Annotated in this window: 17 protein-coding genes; 1 reads left to right on the forward strand and 16 read right to left on the reverse strand. The window is 45.8% G+C overall.

Annotated elements, in window-relative coordinates; translation table 11 throughout:
* Positions 1 to 9 precede the first annotated feature (9 nt).
* The 10 genes from NSB25_RS13805 to NSB25_RS13850 form a co-directional block, all read right to left on the reverse strand.
* Positions 10 to 1,215: a glycosyltransferase family 4 protein gene (locus NSB25_RS13805; protein WP_242982454.1), complete on the reverse strand. Its 1,206-nt coding sequence runs from the start codon at positions 1,213 to 1,215 to the stop codon at positions 10 to 12.
* A gap of 13 nt (positions 1,216 to 1,228) precedes the next feature.
* Positions 1,229 to 2,056 (reverse strand): NAD-dependent epimerase/dehydratase family protein, encoded by an 828-nt coding sequence (locus NSB25_RS13810; protein ID WP_103240229.1) that lies wholly within the window; start codon positions 2,054 to 2,056, stop codon positions 1,229 to 1,231.
* The gene (locus NSB25_RS13815) at positions 2,053 to 2,916 is read right to left on the reverse strand and encodes a sugar transferase (RefSeq protein WP_242982450.1); all 864 of its coding nucleotides are present in this window, start codon (positions 2,914 to 2,916) and stop codon (positions 2,053 to 2,055) included. The genes NSB25_RS13810 and NSB25_RS13815 overlap by 4 nt, the downstream gene beginning before the upstream one ends.
* A 46-nt stretch (positions 2,917 to 2,962) precedes the next feature.
* Positions 2,963 to 3,445 (reverse strand): PglD-related sugar-binding protein, encoded by a 483-nt coding sequence (locus NSB25_RS13820; protein ID WP_103240230.1) that lies wholly within the window; start codon positions 3,443 to 3,445, stop codon positions 2,963 to 2,965.
* Positions 3,446 to 3,492: 47 nt separating this feature from the next.
* Positions 3,493 to 4,014 (reverse strand): antiterminator LoaP, encoded by a 522-nt coding sequence (gene loaP, locus NSB25_RS13825; RefSeq protein ID WP_103240231.1) that lies wholly within the window; start codon positions 4,012 to 4,014, stop codon positions 3,493 to 3,495.
* An 84-nt stretch (positions 4,015 to 4,098) separates the two neighbouring features.
* The gene (locus NSB25_RS13830) at positions 4,099 to 4,290 is read right to left on the reverse strand and encodes a hypothetical protein (RefSeq protein ID WP_146040064.1); all 192 of its coding nucleotides are present in this window, start codon (positions 4,288 to 4,290) and stop codon (positions 4,099 to 4,101) included.
* 128 nt (positions 4,291 to 4,418) lie between these two features.
* Positions 4,419 to 4,976 (reverse strand): hypothetical protein, encoded by a 558-nt coding sequence (locus NSB25_RS13835; RefSeq protein ID WP_103240233.1) that lies wholly within the window; start codon positions 4,974 to 4,976, stop codon positions 4,419 to 4,421.
* A gap of 1 nt (position 4,977) precedes the next feature.
* Positions 4,978 to 5,268 (reverse strand): hypothetical protein, encoded by a 291-nt coding sequence (locus tag NSB25_RS13840; protein WP_103240234.1) that lies wholly within the window; start codon positions 5,266 to 5,268, stop codon positions 4,978 to 4,980.
* Positions 5,269 to 5,281: 13 nt separating this feature from the next.
* Positions 5,282 to 5,821, reverse strand: coding sequence for a hypothetical protein (locus NSB25_RS13845; RefSeq protein WP_103240235.1), 540 nt, complete (start codon positions 5,819 to 5,821; stop codon positions 5,282 to 5,284).
* A gap of 358 nt (positions 5,822 to 6,179) precedes the next feature.
* Entirely contained in the window at positions 6,180 to 8,051 is a 1,872-nt protein-coding gene (locus NSB25_RS13850; RefSeq protein ID WP_103240236.1) for a polysaccharide biosynthesis protein, read from the reverse strand.
* A gap of 178 nt (positions 8,052 to 8,229) precedes the next feature.
* On the opposite strand from NSB25_RS13850, the gene NSB25_RS13855 reads away from it, so the two are divergent.
* Positions 8,230 to 8,643, forward strand: a complete 414-nt coding sequence (locus NSB25_RS13855) for a helix-turn-helix domain-containing protein (RefSeq protein WP_103240237.1) — start codon at positions 8,230 to 8,232, stop codon at positions 8,641 to 8,643.
* A 31-nt stretch (positions 8,644 to 8,674) separates the two neighbouring features.
* Here the strand turns inward: NSB25_RS13855 and NSB25_RS13860 are convergent, their stop codons facing one another.
* From NSB25_RS13860 to NSB25_RS13885, 6 genes are all read right to left on the reverse strand, one after another.
* The gene (locus NSB25_RS13860; protein WP_103240238.1) at positions 8,675 to 9,688 is read right to left on the reverse strand and encodes a hypothetical protein; all 1,014 of its coding nucleotides are present in this window, start codon (positions 9,686 to 9,688) and stop codon (positions 8,675 to 8,677) included.
* A 126-nt stretch (positions 9,689 to 9,814) separates the two neighbouring features.
* Positions 9,815 to 12,343, reverse strand: a complete 2,529-nt coding sequence (locus NSB25_RS13865) for a hypothetical protein (protein WP_146040065.1) — start codon at positions 12,341 to 12,343, stop codon at positions 9,815 to 9,817.
* Positions 12,344 to 12,482: 139 nt separating this feature from the next.
* Positions 12,483 to 13,469, reverse strand: a complete 987-nt coding sequence (locus NSB25_RS13870; RefSeq protein ID WP_103240240.1) for a glycosyltransferase family 2 protein — start codon at positions 13,467 to 13,469, stop codon at positions 12,483 to 12,485.
* A 33-nt stretch (positions 13,470 to 13,502) separates the two neighbouring features.
* A complete protein-coding gene (locus NSB25_RS13875; protein ID WP_172455134.1) occupies positions 13,503 to 14,735 on the reverse strand; it encodes a glycosyltransferase family 4 protein in 1,233 nt (410 codons plus the stop codon).
* Complete coding sequence (locus tag NSB25_RS13880; RefSeq protein WP_103240242.1) at positions 14,719 to 16,104, reverse strand: glycosyltransferase family 4 protein; 1,386 nt, start codon at positions 16,102 to 16,104, stop codon at positions 14,719 to 14,721. Before NSB25_RS13880 ends, NSB25_RS13875 begins: the two co-directional genes overlap by 17 nt.
* Positions 16,105 to 16,167: 63 nt before the next feature.
* Positions 16,168 to 17,304: an EpsG family protein gene (locus NSB25_RS13885; RefSeq protein ID WP_103240243.1), complete on the reverse strand. Its 1,137-nt coding sequence runs from the start codon at positions 17,302 to 17,304 to the stop codon at positions 16,168 to 16,170.
* Positions 17,305 to 17,307 lie beyond the last annotated feature (3 nt).

Here is a 17,307-nt window from a genome sequence, read left to right on the forward strand (position 1 = left end):
AATACCTTTCTATCTACAATTCTCAAAGAGTATAGTTTCTAATTTATCCATAACCGTTTCAACAGAGAAATTGGCATTATAATATACCTTGGCATTCATCCCAAATTCATCTCTATTTTCCGATTTTAGAAATTCTTCTATTTTTTCAACGAAATCTTTTTCATCGTTGCCTCTTGCACAGAGGCCACAGCCACTTTCTTTTATTACATTGGGTATTTCTCCATTTGCACATGCAACAATTGGTTTGCCTGCCGCCATATAACTCTGCACTTTAGCAGGTAATGTTAATGAAATTAGAGAATCGTTTGTTAATGTTACTATCATTGCATCTGCTAATGCATAATACTTAGGCATCTCTCTTGGTAATTTTCTTCCATGAAAGATAATATTATTTATCTTATATTTCCTCGCACAACTCTGAAGATTATCAAGTTCCTGTCCATCGCCTATAATATGAAAAAGTATTTTCTTTCCCTTGTCATATGTCTTCTTATTTTCAATAATTTTTGCCGCTTTTAAGACTACACCCAGGTTCTGCGCTGATCCAATATTTCCGGCAAACACAAAATCTGTTGTGTCTTTCTCTTTTGGCTTGGGTATGTTATCAAACTCAGACAAAGCATATTGTGGTAAATAGTCTATTTTTTTCTCATGTATCCCGAACTCTGAAACGAAATACTCTTTGAATAATTTCGATGTCACAAGAATCATGTCTACATTTTGATAAATCTTTTTTGATATTCCATAATAAAACTTGTAAATTGCAGACTCCTTTTTTACTCCACCAATACACAGACTTGCCGGCCACAAATCCATACAATACATAACGACTCTCTTGTTCCATTTCTTTGCATATGCGATAGCCGGCTCGACCATCATGACCGGAGATGACTGATTAGCAAAAACAACATCATAGCTACCATCTAATTTTTTTATTTTGTTCTTCGCTGATATAGGGTAGCTATGGTAATTCAAAAGTCTATGGATAGAATCATGTTTTCTTGATACGACTGGTACATGTGTAATATGTACTCCATTATGGTCTTCGTCCTTTATTTTATTATGTTCATATCCCTTGTATATGTCGCCCATTGGATAGTTCGGTGTTCCTGTTATTGCATGAACATGATGGCCACGTTTTGCCATTTCTTCCATAGGATATAAAGAAGGGTATGGCTCAGGCCATCCGTATTGACATGTTGCTAATATTCTCATCTTGTCCACAAAATTATTCCTCAGTTAATTTTATGCTCGTTTCAAAATCGTAAATATCTACTGTGTCCACTTGCTCGTAAGTCAGATCTCCGAATACCTTTTTCACAATATTCACAGGCGCAATACTCACTGCCCAATTGAATGCTTTTGTTAGTTTTATGGGTCTGTTATGCTCTCGTGCTATATGTTTCACCATCTCGCTGGAGTTTACATACTTGTCATTCTGCGGAAAGAATACCCCCCGTTTTTCAAAATCTATACATTTTTTTACAAATTCACACAGATTGCCAATGTAAATCATAGAACGCTGATTTCTGTAGTCTGGAAATATAGGAGACTTCAAGGCAAAAGATCTCAGACTCTGGTAATTACCTTTGCACCCTTTTCCATATACCAGTGGTGGTCTTAGACAGGCAAATCCAAAATTCTCATCCTGAAGTTTTTCTATTTGTTCATCTGCTTCTGCTTTTGATTTACCATAGGCATTCACTGGATTGACTGGCGTGTCTTTCTTAATATGACCAACTGTTAATCCGTACACAGACATGGAAGATAAGAGTATAAATTGCTTTACCCCTGCTTTTTTTGCAGCCTTGGCAATGTTGACAGCCAAGTCTCGGTTAATAGCAAAATATAAATGACGGTTTTGTTCTGTTTCTTTGATATGTGCTATTCCGGCCACATTAAAAACAACATCATATGATATAAAATTTTCAACTCTTGGTTCCCATCCCAAAGTGTCTTTAATGTTTACAGAATATTGTTCTGGAAACATAAGAAGATATTTTTTTATCGCTTCCCCTATATATGAATTAGCCCCGGTAATGAGTACATTTTTCATTCCATCTTACCCACATGTTTCTTCATCTCACCAGTTCCGCCCTCAATGACCCCCGCTCCGCGTGCAACAGAAAAGATGCTTCCAAAGAAGCATCTACAATCAAATAACAGGGCCTTAAACCCACCATTTTTTAATTTTTCACTATACTCTCCATCAAGCCGTGCTTTTACAGGAATTTCCAGCTCATCTCTCCCATTAATCTGCGCCCATCCGGTAAGACCCGGCTTAATATCATTAGCTCCCCATTTTTCTCTTTCTGCTATTAAAATGTCCTGATTCCAGAGGGCTGGACGCGGACCTATAATACTCATATTCCCTATGAATATATCCCATACTTGTGGCAGCTCATCAATACTGTGACATCGTGCGAATCGGCCTACTTTCGTAATATACTGCTCTGGATTGTCCAGCATATGAGTTGGGATATCATGAGGTGTGGACATCTTCATGGAACGAAATTTATGCAGCTTAAAGTACTGTTTATTTCTTCCTATTCTTTTCTGAGTAAAAAACACAGGACCAGGATCATCAATCTTAATAGCAATCGCAATTCCCAAATAAACTGGTGATAGAACAATCAGGCCAAAAAATGAGACTACTATATCAATTACCCGCTTGATACACTTATCATACAATCCTGGTTTATATTCCGTATCATCAACTGCTTCTAAGTGTCCGCAAACACCATCTGCATTTTCTTCATCTTGGTCATTTTCAACAAAAATAACCTTTTTATTTTCCATAGGATTTTTCTGTTCCGTGTCATTTTCATATACAGAATCCCCTTTTTTTATTACAGCCACAACAGCCAGCATTCCCAGAACAAAACTAACTGCAATGCCAGCAGTTACAACTACCATAGAAAGCTCTCGACCCACATATGACATACTAATTGTCCAACCTTCACTATTTATCAGTCCATACAGTACAACTCTGTACTTTTGTTTTTTCTGGAACTATCGTCCCTGATGCAACAACAGCGTTGCAATCAACCTGGCAATATGAATTCACAACCGCATCATGATTGACAATAGCTCCTGCGCAAATATAAGAGGACTTCATGATCTTTACATTGCTGTTTATGGCAGCATATGCCTCTATTACGCATCCATCGCCAATTATAGCAGATCTACTGATAGTGGCATCCGGATGAATCAGTGTATGTAGGTGATTAATCTTCTCTGTTATAGCTTTTCTGGTTTCAGGATTGCCAATAGCAATTATGCATCCATTATACATATCCTGCAAAATATTCCATTCATCAATCTTCCCGATGGCACAGGGGCTGTTGTCATCAAGAAATTCAATTTTGCTATATCCACACAATTCAGCTATTTCTTTGATATGTTGTCCATATCCACCAGCTCCGATAATTAATAAACTTTTCATTTAAAGCTCCACTTATTCACACAGCAATAATCTCTGCTTCATATTCTCTACGCCTCTTCCCTCCCCACCAACTCAATCCCCAGATGAATAACCGTCTTCCGGTTCATGAAATCCACCTCCACCTCCGCAATCCGTCTGTGGAGATGAATCTTCCTGATCTTCCCTTCCATATCCCTCAATGGTCCAGACAGGATCGTCACCGTATCCCCTTCTGCCACTGCCACCTGGGATATCTCTGCCTCCGTACCGCCCTCTGTGATTCTTTCCAGCCAGTCTGCTTCCTTCGGGGCCAGAGGTATGAATACTTCTCCTTCACTTCTGCCCAAAAGTTTCGTCAATGCCGGTACCCGCCGCAATTCCGGATACAGATCGGCAATGGTGTCGCTGGTAATGAATACATATCCCGGCATCAACTTTTCGTGTAAGTCCCGCCACTCTCCCCGGAATTTCTTCCGGACATGACGCAGAGGGTGGAAACAGCGATCATACAGCTCTGTTTCCACCCTCTCTTTAATTAACGTTTCCGTTTTCTGCTCCGTTCCCGGTGCAACCTGAATTACATAGTACATTGTTTTTCTCCCGTGTCCGCGGGCACAGATTTCCGCACTCCCGAAAATCTGTATTCATATTCGGTCTTTCTCCTCCCAGCCTGTCTATATCCTGTATCGGTTATTTGCAACAGCCATACCTTCGCCACCGGACAATCCAATGCCTGTCCGATACCGAAAATGGGTAAGCTTCGCCATCTCCGCCCACAGAACAAAAAATCTCCAGCCGCAGTGACGAATACCATATCTCCGCATTTCAGGAATATCTGCGGAGACACAGTACACCAAATATGTCATACTCCGAAGGTCCAGGTGCCCACGCTTCAAGGACGCTCCCAAAAGTAATCATCTTTATGACTATATGAATATAAAATAATTCCTATAGTAGTATATACCACCTTTCCGAATTGCGCAAGAAAAAAATATTATTCGTACTCTTTTAATACATTCGGCTGAATCCCATTATGCTCCAAGGTCAAATACTCAAGCAGAAACAGTCGTTCAGCAATGTCAAGGGGATTCAGGTTCCACTCCGGATTTGTATTAGCAAAATACAGATTTCGATAGAAAATCCTGAAATAATCTGTTGGGCAGGAATTCGCCTGCGGAAAATAGAATTCTTTTATCGGCTTCATCTTATCCTTAAGCTTTTCTCCTAACTTTTCATTGAGCGCTTTTCGCAAATAGGAGAATCCCACTTCTGCAGCCAACACATAATTTCCCACAAAAACCACATCTTCCCTTGCCCCTTCCAGGACTTCGGCCCTGATAACTGATATCATAAAAATGGCAGTCATCTTATGCCGATCCAGCGGTTTTTCTTTATCTTCCATATATTCCAGAAGATCGTCATATATTTTTCTACATGAAGCTTCAAATGCCTGCTTTTTAGATTCTTCAAACAGAATATTCGAATCCTCTGCACACATTGTTTCTGCACCGATTTTGACAATATCCCACATCTCATTAATTAATGGTGTCATTTTATCTCTTCCTCTTCATCCAATAGTCTTCTCTTTTACTATATTTAATATACTCAATTTCTCCCATACATTCACATGGTGCTTTACCTGTATTATGCATTTTAAAAAAGTCCTTTGTTTTGTAGCATTCCTCACCGATACCGGAAGGGATGTCTGAAAAAATCACTTCTCGATTATGATTTTCCAACTCACTTTTCAGAAAGCGTTTTTGCTTAATGGAAATTAAACCGTTTGCAAGCAGCAAAGCAGAGAAAAACAGAAATACCGACACCATTAATAACTTTTCATTCATAATCTATATCTCCTTATATTTTCATAAAAACTTCCGGAATTGCTTCATATCTGGCAACTAAATTATCGAGAAAACTGTTAATAAAGGTTTCCATAATTGCAATAATACCAATAACTGCTAAAGATTCCGAAACAGCCTGCCCATAAAAAAAGTAATATACTGAAATTACTATATCTATTGCATAACCAATATATATAATCCCCAGCCTTGACTGCCAGGCCTTAATATCTATTTTTTTAATGACTCCTTTATTCAGCAGAGTATTTACTGTAGCATTTATACTTTCCTTTTTCTTTATATATATGCTGATATTCAACCGGACAAGGACAATTATATTCAAAATTACCACAAGTAAAGAAGGAGAAGCCCCTGGACTGTTTGCCAGCGCCGCATTCGGAAACAGCATCATCACGGCATTATATAATGAACACCCTGTATATATATACAAAAACACCAGATCCGATTTATAAGACCATTTGTGCTTGTTTCCGGCTGTATTTTTGACTTCATAAGAAAACTTCGTTAAAATCCATTTATCAAAGTTCGCCAGCATCTTCCATTTTATCCCCTCTGTTTTTATAGTTCTTTACCTGTTAAGAATAATCAAGTAAAGGACAAGCAGAAATCTCCTGCTCATCCTTTACCTTTCTCTACCTGTCCTGATTTTCATTTAATCATAGCCAACCTCGTAGCAAAGTTAACAAACTTTGTTTTCTACTGTGTATTTGACAATTGTCCTTTCTATTGCCGTTTTATTATATAGCATTTTTGCCAGATTATCAATATATATACAAATATTTCCTTTTTTTCATAAAGTTTTTGTGTATTTTCACAATATTTTTATGATTATACTGTTAAAAAGCGGAATGAAAATCATGTTTTTTGTGTAAAAAGACAACAAAAATCCTCTTCTACCCTTCCTTCGGCACATAAGTCGGTACAATCTGTTTCACATACTCACGGATGTCATACGGCTCCCGGACCACATATTCCTTCAGCTCTTCCAGCTGCGCCATAAACTTCTCTTCGTTCAGCTCTATAGGTTGTCCAATATGAATCATCTTATTGGCGGTATCCTTCATTCCCTCCTCCGCCATAAGCATTTCTTCATATAATTTTTCCCCGGGCCTGAGCCCTGTAAATTTGATTTCGATATCTTCGCCCACCTTATATCCGGACAGTTTGATCAGGTTCTGGGCCAGATCCAGAATTTTCACCGGCTCCCCCATATCCAGAACGAAGATTTCTCCGCCTCTGGCATAGGCTCCCGCCTGCAGCACCAGGGATACTGCTTCGGGAATGGTCATAAAGTAACGGATGATGCCGGGATCTGTCACTGTCACTGGACCGCCTTCTGCAATCTGCTTCTTAAACAGAGGGATTACGCTCCCGTTACTGCCCAGCACATTGCCGAAACGCACCGCCACAAATTCCGTCTCCGAATGCTTGTTGTATGTCTGTATAATCATCTCACAGATTCGTTTGGTAGCTCCCATGATGTTAGTGGGATTCACCGCCTTATCTGTGGAAATCATCACGAAACGTTTTACTTTCCATTTGTCTGCCGCCTGAACCACCTTCCATGTTCCCAGCACATTATTTTTCACCGCCTCATTGGGGCTGTCCTCCATCAGAGGCACATGTTTATGTGCTGCCGCATGGTACACAATATCCGGGCGATAGGTCTCAAATATCTGCTCCATACGGTTGGTATTCCGCACAGATGCAATCAGTACCTTCAGATCCAGATCCCTGTACTTTCTCACCAGCTCCTGCTGAATATCATAGGCATTGTTCTCATAGATATCTACTATAATCAGCTGCTTTGGATGATGTCCTGCAATCTGCCTGCACAGCTCACTGCCGATAGAGCCGCCTCCGCCCGTCACCATCACGACCTTACCGCTCACGTAACCCATGATTTCCTCGATGTTGGTCTTCACAGGCTCCCTGCCCAGCAGGTCCTCAATCTCTACCTCCTGCAGTTTGGATACAGATACTTCTCCGTTAATCAGCTGATAGGTCCCCGGAATCGCCCGAAGCTTACAGCCCGTCTCCTTACAGATTTCCAGGATTTCCTTCCTGGTCTGCCTGTTGGCAGAAGGAATGGCATAGATAATCTCATCAATTCCGTACTCCGATACTGCCTCCAGAATCTTGTCTCTCCCTCCTGCGATGGGAATCCCCCGAAGCAGCTTTCCGTGGCATCCGGGATTATCGTCAATAATGCATTTCACCCGCAGGTTGATGTACTGGCTGACCTCAATCTCCTTCAGAATCATATTCGCCGCAGCGCCCGCTCCGATAACCATCACATTGATTCTGGGCTTTCTCCCCAGGATGCTGCTTCTCCGGGAATTCAGCACACGCATGATTCGATAGCTGAATCTGATGACACAGGTCAGTCCAAACAGGAAGAACCAATAGAGCACATAGTAACTCCTGGGCATGACCCATTCCATGATAACGCACAGAATCGTCTGGCCCAGTGCGGCACAGCTGGTGGCAAACGCAATGTTAATCAGCTCCGTGGCACTGGCATACCGCCATACACTCTTATAAAGCTTCCAGATCAGAAAGAAAAAAAGCGTCAGAACAATCGTATACGGAAGAAACTTCTCGTATCTCTCCAAATACTCTTTTGGAATTTCCTTGAAGCTGAATTCAAACCGCAGAAAAATTGCTCCGAAGGAAGATACCATAACAGCCATTATATCCATCAGAATCAGAGCAATTATCCTGTTTACAGGTATTTTCAGGAAACTTGTATTTTTTTCTACCATCGGCAGTCTCCTCCCTAAACCAAATCCTTTTCCTAGTATATACCACCCATCTGCTTTCCGCAAGAAAAAATTGGCATAACCGGCCATTGCCATTATAATACCATTATAGGACTCGCTTCGCGAACCCTATAGTAATAGCTCTGTTTTAAAAAATATATTTCACAAAGGAGAAAACAACATGAATTTATCAGAACGATTAGCCACTCTGCGTCAGATCAAAGACATTGGACAGAAAGTACTTGCTTCCCACCTGAAAGTCTCCATCGGCACCATATCCAATTATGAAAACGGAGTTCATCAGCCGGACCTGGATACCCTGTGCCGATTTGCAGAATATTACGATGTAACGATAGATTATCTGCTGGGCAGAACCGCTCATTCGGCTTCTCCGCTGAATTATCAGGAATGTAATATTTATATGGAGCTCCGGGAAAGAATCTTTCTGGAGACGGCAAATCTGTCTCCAGAAAGTCTTCATACGCTGGAATGGATCACAAGGCTGCTTGCGGATTATGAAATCACAGTCAAGTCAGCCAATACCGCCCCGTGTATCGCACAGCCGCTGGCCCAGACACAGCAGCCAACAGAATAAAGGCGTCGAATGTCCTTCTGCGTTCTGCCGGTTACATCAGATCCGGAGACCATTCAATATCCGTATCTCCACCGGCTGAAGGCGGTGTCGGCTCCTGGGGAGGTTCCGGCGTCGGCTGCGGATCTGGCTGTGGTTCCGGCTCGGGATCCGGTTCTGGCTCAGGGTCCGGCTGCGGTTCCGGCGTTGGTGCCTGGGTAGGTACCGGCGTCTTCACCGGCTTTGGCGTTGCCGCAGGTTTGTTTGTCGGCTTCGGTGTAGGCGTCGCCGTCGGCACAGGAGTCGGCGTCGGAACAATCTCTCCCTGCTCGTCGTATTTCACAGTTGTCGTCTCATAGGAAAATCCTTCTCTGTTCGTCCACAAATCAAAGGCTTCCCCAGGCGCTCCGGTATATTCGGATTTGGTATACTCACCTGTAATAACACCTTTTGAATAGGTTCCGGTTTCCTTTGCGATATACCCGTTTTTGCTGTCAATCAGCCATATTTCAAATGCCCCGTCATATTCTCCCTCCGATACACCTGTCTGCATTATCCAAGTGATACCGTCTGCCTGCTTCAGCAGAATCAGACTGCCATCTTCCCCCTGATAGCAAATGTTGGCATAAAAATTTCCCGGGATATCATAACCCACATGCACGGAGAGGAGCACACGCTCTCCCTCCTGCAGCGTGTAACTTCTACTGCCTTCATAAAGTCCGCGGGACATGGTTTCTTCCCATTCCGCGCTGCTTACCATGTGAATGCCTTCTCCCACATATTCCGGTACCTCCAGATTCTGATACAGCGTCTTCATGGCTTCCTGCACTTCTCCCTCTTCCTCAGCAGTAAGCTGCCCGCTGCCATACAGCAGTTCCATTCCCGCAGGCTCTGATCCCGCAGATTCCGGTTCCGCGTTCACCGGCTCATTGGTGATTGTGACTGCTTCCACCACACTGATACTGCTCTCCGACATCACCTCATCGGTTCCATCTCCGCAGCCTGTGAGGGCTGCCGCCATGAGGATTCCCGCTGCCATGCCGTATATTCGCTTCGTTATAGCCATCATACTCATTCCTTTCATTTTTATACTGGCAGTTATCACTGCCTCCGTTTTCTGCTGCCGGCTTCAACTCTCCGTCAGATTTCCGCATTCCCGGAAAATACCGCGAAACTTCCTGTCTGAGAATTTCCCTCAGTTCCCTCCTGACAGTGCATCCGCATCGCTCACCAGTTTCTTCAGGAATGTTTCTGCTGCGGAACCTGCAGGATAGCTCCCCTGGCTCAGCAGCTGCTGTGCCAGATTATAAATGCTCCTGGCCACCACAGGTCCGTAAAGGGTAGTCTCCACGCCGTCCTTTTCCAGCACAATATAGCCGCGGAAAGCGTATTCCGTCTTATACTGCTCCACCGGCAGGCCCACCAGCACAGAGGTATATCGATATCTTCCGTCCACTGTCTCGAAGACCACATCCTGCATGTTTCCGCTGCTGTCCATACCATAGGAAATACCGCCGGCCACCTTTGCTCCGCCTCTGATCATGGGATACTGTGCCCTGTTGGCATTATTCATTACCAGAGTGCCGTATTCTTTCAGTTTATAACCGTTTACTCCTGCGGAAATCAGTTTCCCGCGAAGTTCTGCGGATATACCTGTTTTAAACCGTATTCCCGTCTTCCCTGTGACACGAATGGAAAAACCGTGATATGTCAGCAGGTCCGCCAGCCCCGGCTCCTCCGTGGCCGTATAGGCCACCCCGTTATAGCGCAGACTCCAGACCGCCATTCCCACCGGCACACCGGAGGCATTATACTGATATACAACCGCGGTACCTGCCTTTCCGTCGGGTGCTTCCACAATCAGCCTGCTGTCTCTCCGTTCTCCCTGATAGGCCACTCCATCCAGCCATACGGTAGTATCACTGTAGCCCGAAGGCAATTTTAACACCACATTGGTGGAAGCGCTTGGTTTTGTGCAGGGTGCCTCCGGCATATTCTCATAGACCGGAATCTTGAACACAAAAGTACTGTCCACCGCACTTGCACTTTCATAAAGCCTTTTCATGCTGGAGGCTTCCGAAGTGGGTGCCATAATATTCTGCATATACTGATGCGTGTAAGGCGCATAGGTACCATTGGGATTCACATTAAACTTCTGCAGATACAGAGTATCCTGTCCCTTTTTGATATAGTTGGCGGAAATAAAATCCGCCCCGCCCCGCAGCGCGTTCTCCACGCCATACCAGCCCTGCTCCTTCGCATACTTCAGACCATTCTCATAAATTTGCTGGCTTGTAGTTCCGGAAGCCTTTATATTAAAGAAATTATAATATCCTTCATATCCTTTATAAGTTCCCGAAATCAAAGGAGAAGTTCCCTTTCCCTGTTCCTGAAGTACTCTTGCTGCCAGATGGAAAGGACTTACCTTCCGTCCTTCCTCCCTTCCAATATCCCAGAAAAGCTGTGCGTAAGTAGTATTGGTGCCGGGTGCCGGCTTGCTGTCAGTCATAAAGGTATTGCGCAGAAATGCCGTTACTGCCTCCAGTGTATGACATTCTTCATTATAAGTCAGCTGCTCGAACTGGAAAATGCCGTTTTCTGTGAGGCCGTTTCTGGGATCCATATACACTTCCAGCGCCGCCTCGGAGGCATAATACCATTGTCCGTCATCATAAAGTCCCTCTTTTGCCCACTCTTCCTGCGTGTATTCAATCAGGCTTTTGCCGTTTTGAAGCTGCTGATAAACGGAATTATCCCAGTCCAGCCCCGTGTTCATTTTCACAAAGCGCCAGTTCGGGTGCTTCTGCTTCAGCGCCAGCAAAGCCTGACGATAGCTTTCCGGGAACTGGTCTATGTCCGGATAAGCTGCCTTTTCTTCCCCATCTGTGGCATAGGCGGAATCCTGGAAGTTCATTCCATACATCTCTTCCCATTCCAGGAACCGTGAATCCGAACTGGCCAGATACATCCGGGGAACGTACCCCTGGATTTCCTGCCCTTTGTACTCCAGCCCCACATAATACCAGATCTCCATATTGTCATCCACATAGACATCCAGAATATTCACAGTATGTCCGCTGAGGACCGTAACTGCCGTGCCTCCCTCATAGTCAGGAGACGTACGCACGGGATATTCGTCGCTCAGATACACCAGCGCCATGATCTCCCTCTCTGCAGCAAGTACAGTCAGAGCTTCTCCCGCAGCCTCCACCCATTCCGCTGTCTCCGCGTCCATGAATGTCGAAACCCTTGTGCGGCCATCCTGTCCGAGACTTTCCTTCTGTGCCGTTACATTCCCCTCCTCCGACACTGTCTCCAGCTTCCCGCCTGTGGGTCCACTTCCTTCAGTCTGCATATTTCCTGGCTGCATCCCCTCTGTCTGCTCACCTTCCGGCTGCGTGCCGTTTTCCTGTACGCCGCCCGGCTGTACATCACCTTCTTCTGCGGCTTCGTCCGTCCACACGTTTTCGTTCTCCTGGAACTGGCCCGGCTGTGTACTGCTCACCTGCTCTTCGTCCGACTCCGCATTTTCCTTCTGTGCATCTCCGCTCTCCGGCGCGGCTTCGTCCTCCTGTACATCTCCCGACTGCACATAACCCGGAAAAAGCCCTTCTGTTCCGTCCATTTCTCCGCTCATCCCGGCAGTCACCGGCTGCATGATACTTCCGCAGAGCAAAGCCGCCGCAAACAATATTCCACATATACGTTTTCTATATCTTCCCATACAGTATCTCATACCTTTCCAAAGTATTGTCAACATTTCCTCTGTGACCTGCCACAGCAGCCATTTTCTGTTGCTTCCGGAATTCAGATTAACACGTTTTATTCGTACTGTCTCCCGGTAGTTTTTCCCATTCGTGCATTCACCGCCGCAATGCTGCATGCAACTGTCTTATTTTCTTCGGCGCAATGCCGAATAACGTGTGATAAATTTTATTTTTTCCGGTCAAAATCGGATTTTTCATGGCCATCAGCCAGTTTTTTCTAAGGTAAGATACCACTTCCATATATAATCCATTGTCTCGCCGCATCTGGGAAATGGGAATATGCAGCAGGTATTCCAGGCGCTGGAACACTCCGAAACGAAATGCGGTTTTCTCCAGTTCCGGATAATTGCGTTTCACCAGTTCCGCCGCCATATCCGCATTTTCCACGCTGTCTCCATATACCCGGGAAAAGGTTTCCCTGTCCGCCTTCCGCGAATTACTTCCAATCCGGTAGAATACATGGTAGTCCTGCCCGGGAAGAGACAGAATTTCTCCCATCTCCGGCAGCATTCTGATCAGAAGGTGAAAGTCCTCGTTCAGCCGGTCAGGCGGAAACCCGTCTTCCGGAAATAAATCCCGGCGAATTAATTTCGTACAGAAGGAACAGTCTCCTCTGTGGAGAAGCAGCTCTTCCATAAAGTGTCTGTCTTCTATCACCACAGGCTCTTCAGGCGGCTCACATATATTGGGAAGGGCATTTCCCTTTTCATCTATCTCATCCCTTCCTGTCTGAGCCGCAGATACGGAAAAATTCCGTATTCCATCCATCAGACGCTGATACATGCCGGGGGCAATATAATCGTCGCTGTCCACAAAGCCCACGTATTCTCCGGCAGCATACCTCAGCGCCAGATTTCTCGCAGAGGAGGAGCCCCCGTTTTCCTTGTGATAGACTCGAATCCGTCTGTCCTCTGCTGCCAGCTCATCACAGAGAGCTCCCGTACCATCCGTAGAGCCATCGTCCACCAGAATGATTTCCAGGTTCTGATATGTCTGGGCCGTTATGGAATGTACACACCGGGGAAGGTATTCAAGTATGTTATACACCGGCACAATGACGGTAATCAAAGGGGTATCCTTCATATGTTCTCACCGCTCCGTTCCTTTTCACAGTTTTCACGATTTCCTGCGGTATCTCTCCCCCAGCACAGGCGCCGGCATACAGGGTGTATAAGGCAGTTGACCCTCAAGGTTGCCTGTCACAGCCTTTGAGGCAGCTTTATCCCCCGCCATTTCCTCTTCCGGATTCAGGATACCCCGAATCAGCTCCATCAGCCGCTCCGCCGCATTCTCGGCATTCCAGACTTCCGCAATCGTTGCGTAGGCCTTTCTTCCCGCGCTCCTGCAAAGCGCTCTGTCCTTTACCAGCTTCTCCGCCAGGGCAAACAACTGCTTTGCATCTCCGTCTCTGTAGATAAACCCATTCTCTCCGTTCACCACCAGAAAAGGGACAGCTCCGATCAGATGGTCCGCCACCAATGCACAGGCGCTGTTCATAGCCTCGTTGGCCACAGCCCCCCATCCCTCCTGTCTGTCGCTGGTAAACAGGAAGATGTCCGCTTCTTCCATATATCGGCGTACATCGGCGGGAGCTTTATAGCCCAGAAGGCTGACGCAGTCTTCCAGTTCATCTCTTTCCAGCATCTCTTCCATTTGAGAGTACAGCTCCCCGTCACCGATAATATTCATATGGAAGGAAAGCTTTTTATCCTTCAGATACTTTGCCGTCTTCAGAGCAAGCTCCGGATGCTTCCAGTCAATCATCCGGGCCGCCCAGAGCAGGCAGGGAACCTTTTCCTTTCCATATCCCTTTTCCGCCAGAAGCCGGTCCACATCATAATGCTTCGTCTCCGGGAAATACCCCCAGCAATACTTTTTCCCCGGATAGGCTCTGACAATTCCGAAATCGGAAGCCACATACGCACCTGCACAGAGCAGGTATACCTGCTCTTTTCGGTAACGTGTATGATCGTGATACTTCTTTTTCAGACCTCTGGGAGAAATTGCTTTCCACTGTCCTGTCTTATACAGTCTCTCACTGTAACGGATAACGGGCTTTCTCTCCTTCAGCCTGGGAACAATGTAGGATTCCTCGTCTGTCCCGCCGAACACCACCATATCGCAGTCCAGAATCAGCCGGCGGCAGGCTGCTTCTTCCTCATAGAAGCACTTCACATAAGACGGCCTGTCCTCCTGATTCCAGCCCATACGTACCCGCTGTTCCTCCATGGGTTCCGTCTGAATAAAGGTAAAATTACCTCCGGTAAGCCGGTTCATGGCATTGCAGAATGGAATCTGGTGATGATTGATGTAATTTGACACGAAAGCAAGCTTATAACATGTCTTCATATATTTCCACCAGCCTCCGATAATTTTCTTCCCTGTTATGTGTCCGCACTGCATGTCTTCTGGCATTTTCGCAATACTGTTTCCTTTTTCCCGAATCTCCCCACATTTCCAGCACTGCATCTCTGAGATTTCCGGCTATTTTCTCCAGCCTGCTGCCTCTCAGTCCATCCCCGGCGCCTTCCCGGCGCCTTTCCGGCTCTGCTCCGTCTGCATCTCCTGCCAGAATATGTCCTTCATACAGCAGACCGTCCTCCCCTCCTGTAAAGATACTTGGAATCCCCCCAACAGCCGCACTGACACAGGGCATCCCCAGAAGCATGGCCTCTCCCAGCGAATTGGGAGAATTCTCCAGCGCTGAAGGGCATACGAAGACACTGCTCTTCAGATACCTGTCCAACATCTGTGCCGCATCCAGCTTACCCAGGAAGATAACTTTCTCCTCCAGCGCTCCTGCTCTCAGCAGTTTCCTCAGATACTTTCCGTACGCGGATATTTTCAGCTTTTCCTTTAAGGTTTTATAGCTCACCAGACTGTTTCCCGCCACATATACCTTCGCGTCCGGATATCGGACAAGGATTTCCGGCAGTGCCAGAAGCATATAATGCAGCCCCTTCAACGGATAATCTCCCTGACTGAGGAAAATGGAATGGGGAATGCATTGCTCCTCTGCCCACACAGGTCCGTAAAATTCCGGCCGGAGCGTCTCATTCATTTTGCGGTAGCAGGCATTGGGATTCCAGTTCTCCGCATTCTTCCTGTCCCACTCCGTGCGTCCGGTCACATTCCCGGCCAGGCGTATACTCTCCCGCTCTATATTTCCCCGGAGTCTGAACTTTTCCTGCTGCTGCCGCAGCGTGTCCTTCCGCAGACAGTCCCGCAATGTGGCAGAGTAAATTACCGTCTCCGGCAAATCAGAAAAATACGCCTGCGCATACAGAGTGCAAAGCCCCTGCAGTCCCACCAACAATTTCCTTTTTTCCGGCAATACCCTGCACATGGCCAATGTGTGAGGGTATTCCGTGCCAAAACAGTGAACCACATCCGGTCTGACCATATCAACGATTTTTTTCAGAACGAGTTCCAGTGACTCATCATATTTCTCAGGATTTCGAGTATCTTCCGGAAAACCATAATATTGAAAGGATGCCTCCCCCAGAGCCGCCTGTCCTCTGTGGATTCCTTCCCCTGCCATATCTGTGTGGATATTACCCATGGGAAAAGCCACGGAAAGCTCGATTCCGTTTTTCTTCTGATTGGCCAGCACCACATCCGCCAGGCCGCTGAGCCATCCCTCTTTACTGGAGGCCTCCACGCCCATCTGCTTTGCCGCCGCAGGCAGAATAATATTACACAGCCACAAAACCCTCATCCGCTCTTTCCTCCTTCTCCACACGAACCCCAATCATCGCAGCTTCTGCCAGATCCCTTTCCATCAGTCAAATATCCAGTTCAGATAAGGCAGAAGCCTTACGTCCACTGCATACATTTCTCTCAGAAGAAATACAAAATACACCCCAAAAGCACCGATTACCCCAACATGGCAGATCCTCCGCAACCATCCTGCCTTCATCTGTGCCAAAATCCCCGGAAGCAGAAATATCTGCGAAATAATCAGATAATATCCGATTCTGGACACCTCCGGTATAAAGGAACCGCAGCAATACACAACCAACCCGAACAGATTCAGGAAGAAATAAAAGCGATTCTGCACATCCTCCCGCAGACTCCGCCGATAGCAAATCACACACAGCCCCAACACACAGATACATTTCAGGATATTCGCATAGGACAGTTGCCCATTATCGAAAGCCGAGTCCCGATAATAGGGATAGAACCAGAATATAACCGCCCGGTACAGATTCTGCCCGAAAATCAGTGTACAGAGAAAAATGCCTCCCACAGTATAATGCCACTTTTTTAAAGGCGCAGCCGCCAGATATCGGGCCGCCAGATACACCGGGATCACAAGCAGAATAGATTTGTGGAACAGGACTCCCAGCAATATCCAGAACACGAATTTTCCATATTCCCCACGAAGTACATACTTCATGGCATAAAGTGCAATGGCCAGCGCCAGATAATACCTGACTGAATTCAGGCTGTTAAAATAATACCCTCCTGTCATCAGCAAATACAGAGAAAAAGCAAATCTGCTTCCCTGGTCACTCAGCGCTTTCACAAAGAAAAAAACAGTTATCAACGAAAAAAAGGCGAATACAGGCAGATATTCGTCATAACCAAACAATAGCTGAATCCACTTTACAATATAATTAAAGCCAAACTCTGAAGACACATGCCGGCTCTGGGCAATCAGGTTGAAATTAAACCGATATACCCAATAGTCATTTCCCACGGCAATCCGGCATGCCGACACTCCTGTCAGCAGACAGTAAACTGCAAATATGGCGATTCGGTTCCGTGCAAGCCTCCGCTCACATAAAATGCTTCCCTTCTCCCAATATGTTTCCTTTCCCACCCGGGCCGGCACATATTCGACATTATCCACACACAGCCCCAGCGCTGCCGTGACTATCGTCAGTCCCACATAAACCAATGCGCTTCGCTCCATAGG

The sequence above is a fragment of the Acetatifactor muris genome (genome assembly GCF_024623325.1).
Lineage (GTDB): Bacteria > Bacillota > Clostridia > Lachnospirales > Lachnospiraceae > Acetatifactor > Acetatifactor muris.

Bases quoted from the DNA above. Each gene is read 5' to 3' on its own strand.
- NSB25_RS13810 (WP_103240229.1), bottom strand. From the start codon at position 2,056: ATGAAAAATGTACTCATTACCGGGGCTAATTCATATATAGGGGAAGCG.
- NSB25_RS13875 (WP_172455134.1), bottom strand. From the start codon at position 14,735: ATGAAGACATGTTATAAGCTTGCTTTCGTGTCAAATTACATCAATCAT.
- loaP (WP_103240231.1), bottom strand. From the start codon at position 4,014: ATGTACTATGTAATTCAGGTTGCACCGGGAACGGAGCAGAAAACGGAA.
- NSB25_RS13835 (WP_103240233.1), bottom strand. From the start codon at position 4,976: ATGACACCATTAATTAATGAGATGTGGGATATTGTCAAAATCGGTGCA.
- NSB25_RS13850 (WP_103240236.1), bottom strand. From the start codon at position 8,051: ATGGTAGAAAAAAATACAAGTTTCCTGAAAATACCTGTAAACAGGATA.
- NSB25_RS13860 (WP_103240238.1), bottom strand. From the start codon at position 9,688: ATGATGGCTATAACGAAGCGAATATACGGCATGGCAGCGGGAATCCTC.
- NSB25_RS13805 (WP_242982454.1), bottom strand. From the start codon at position 1,215: ATGAGAATATTAGCAACATGTCAATACGGATGGCCTGAGCCATACCCT.
- NSB25_RS13880 (WP_103240242.1), bottom strand. From the start codon at position 16,104: ATGAGGGTTTTGTGGCTGTGTAATATTATTCTGCCTGCGGCGGCAAAG.
- NSB25_RS13885 (WP_103240243.1), bottom strand. From the start codon at position 17,304: ATGGAGCGAAGCGCATTGGTTTATGTGGGACTGACGATAGTCACGGCA.
- NSB25_RS13845 (WP_103240235.1), bottom strand. From the start codon at position 5,821: ATGCTGGCGAACTTTGATAAATGGATTTTAACGAAGTTTTCTTATGAA.
- NSB25_RS13840 (WP_103240234.1), bottom strand. From the start codon at position 5,268: ATGAATGAAAAGTTATTAATGGTGTCGGTATTTCTGTTTTTCTCTGCT.
- NSB25_RS13830 (WP_146040064.1), bottom strand. From the start codon at position 4,290: ATGACATATTTGGTGTACTGTGTCTCCGCAGATATTCCTGAAATGCGG.
- NSB25_RS13820 (WP_103240230.1), bottom strand. From the start codon at position 3,445: ATGAAAAGTTTATTAATTATCGGAGCTGGTGGATATGGACAACATATC.
- NSB25_RS13870 (WP_103240240.1), bottom strand. From the start codon at position 13,469: ATGAAGGATACCCCTTTGATTACCGTCATTGTGCCGGTGTATAACATA.
- NSB25_RS13855 (WP_103240237.1), top strand. From the start codon at position 8,230: ATGAATTTATCAGAACGATTAGCCACTCTGCGTCAGATCAAAGACATT.
- NSB25_RS13815 (WP_242982450.1), bottom strand. From the start codon at position 2,916: ATGGTAGTTGTAACTGCTGGCATTGCAGTTAGTTTTGTTCTGGGAATG.
- NSB25_RS13865 (WP_146040065.1), bottom strand. From the start codon at position 12,343: ATGGGAAGATATAGAAAACGTATATGTGGAATATTGTTTGCGGCGGCT.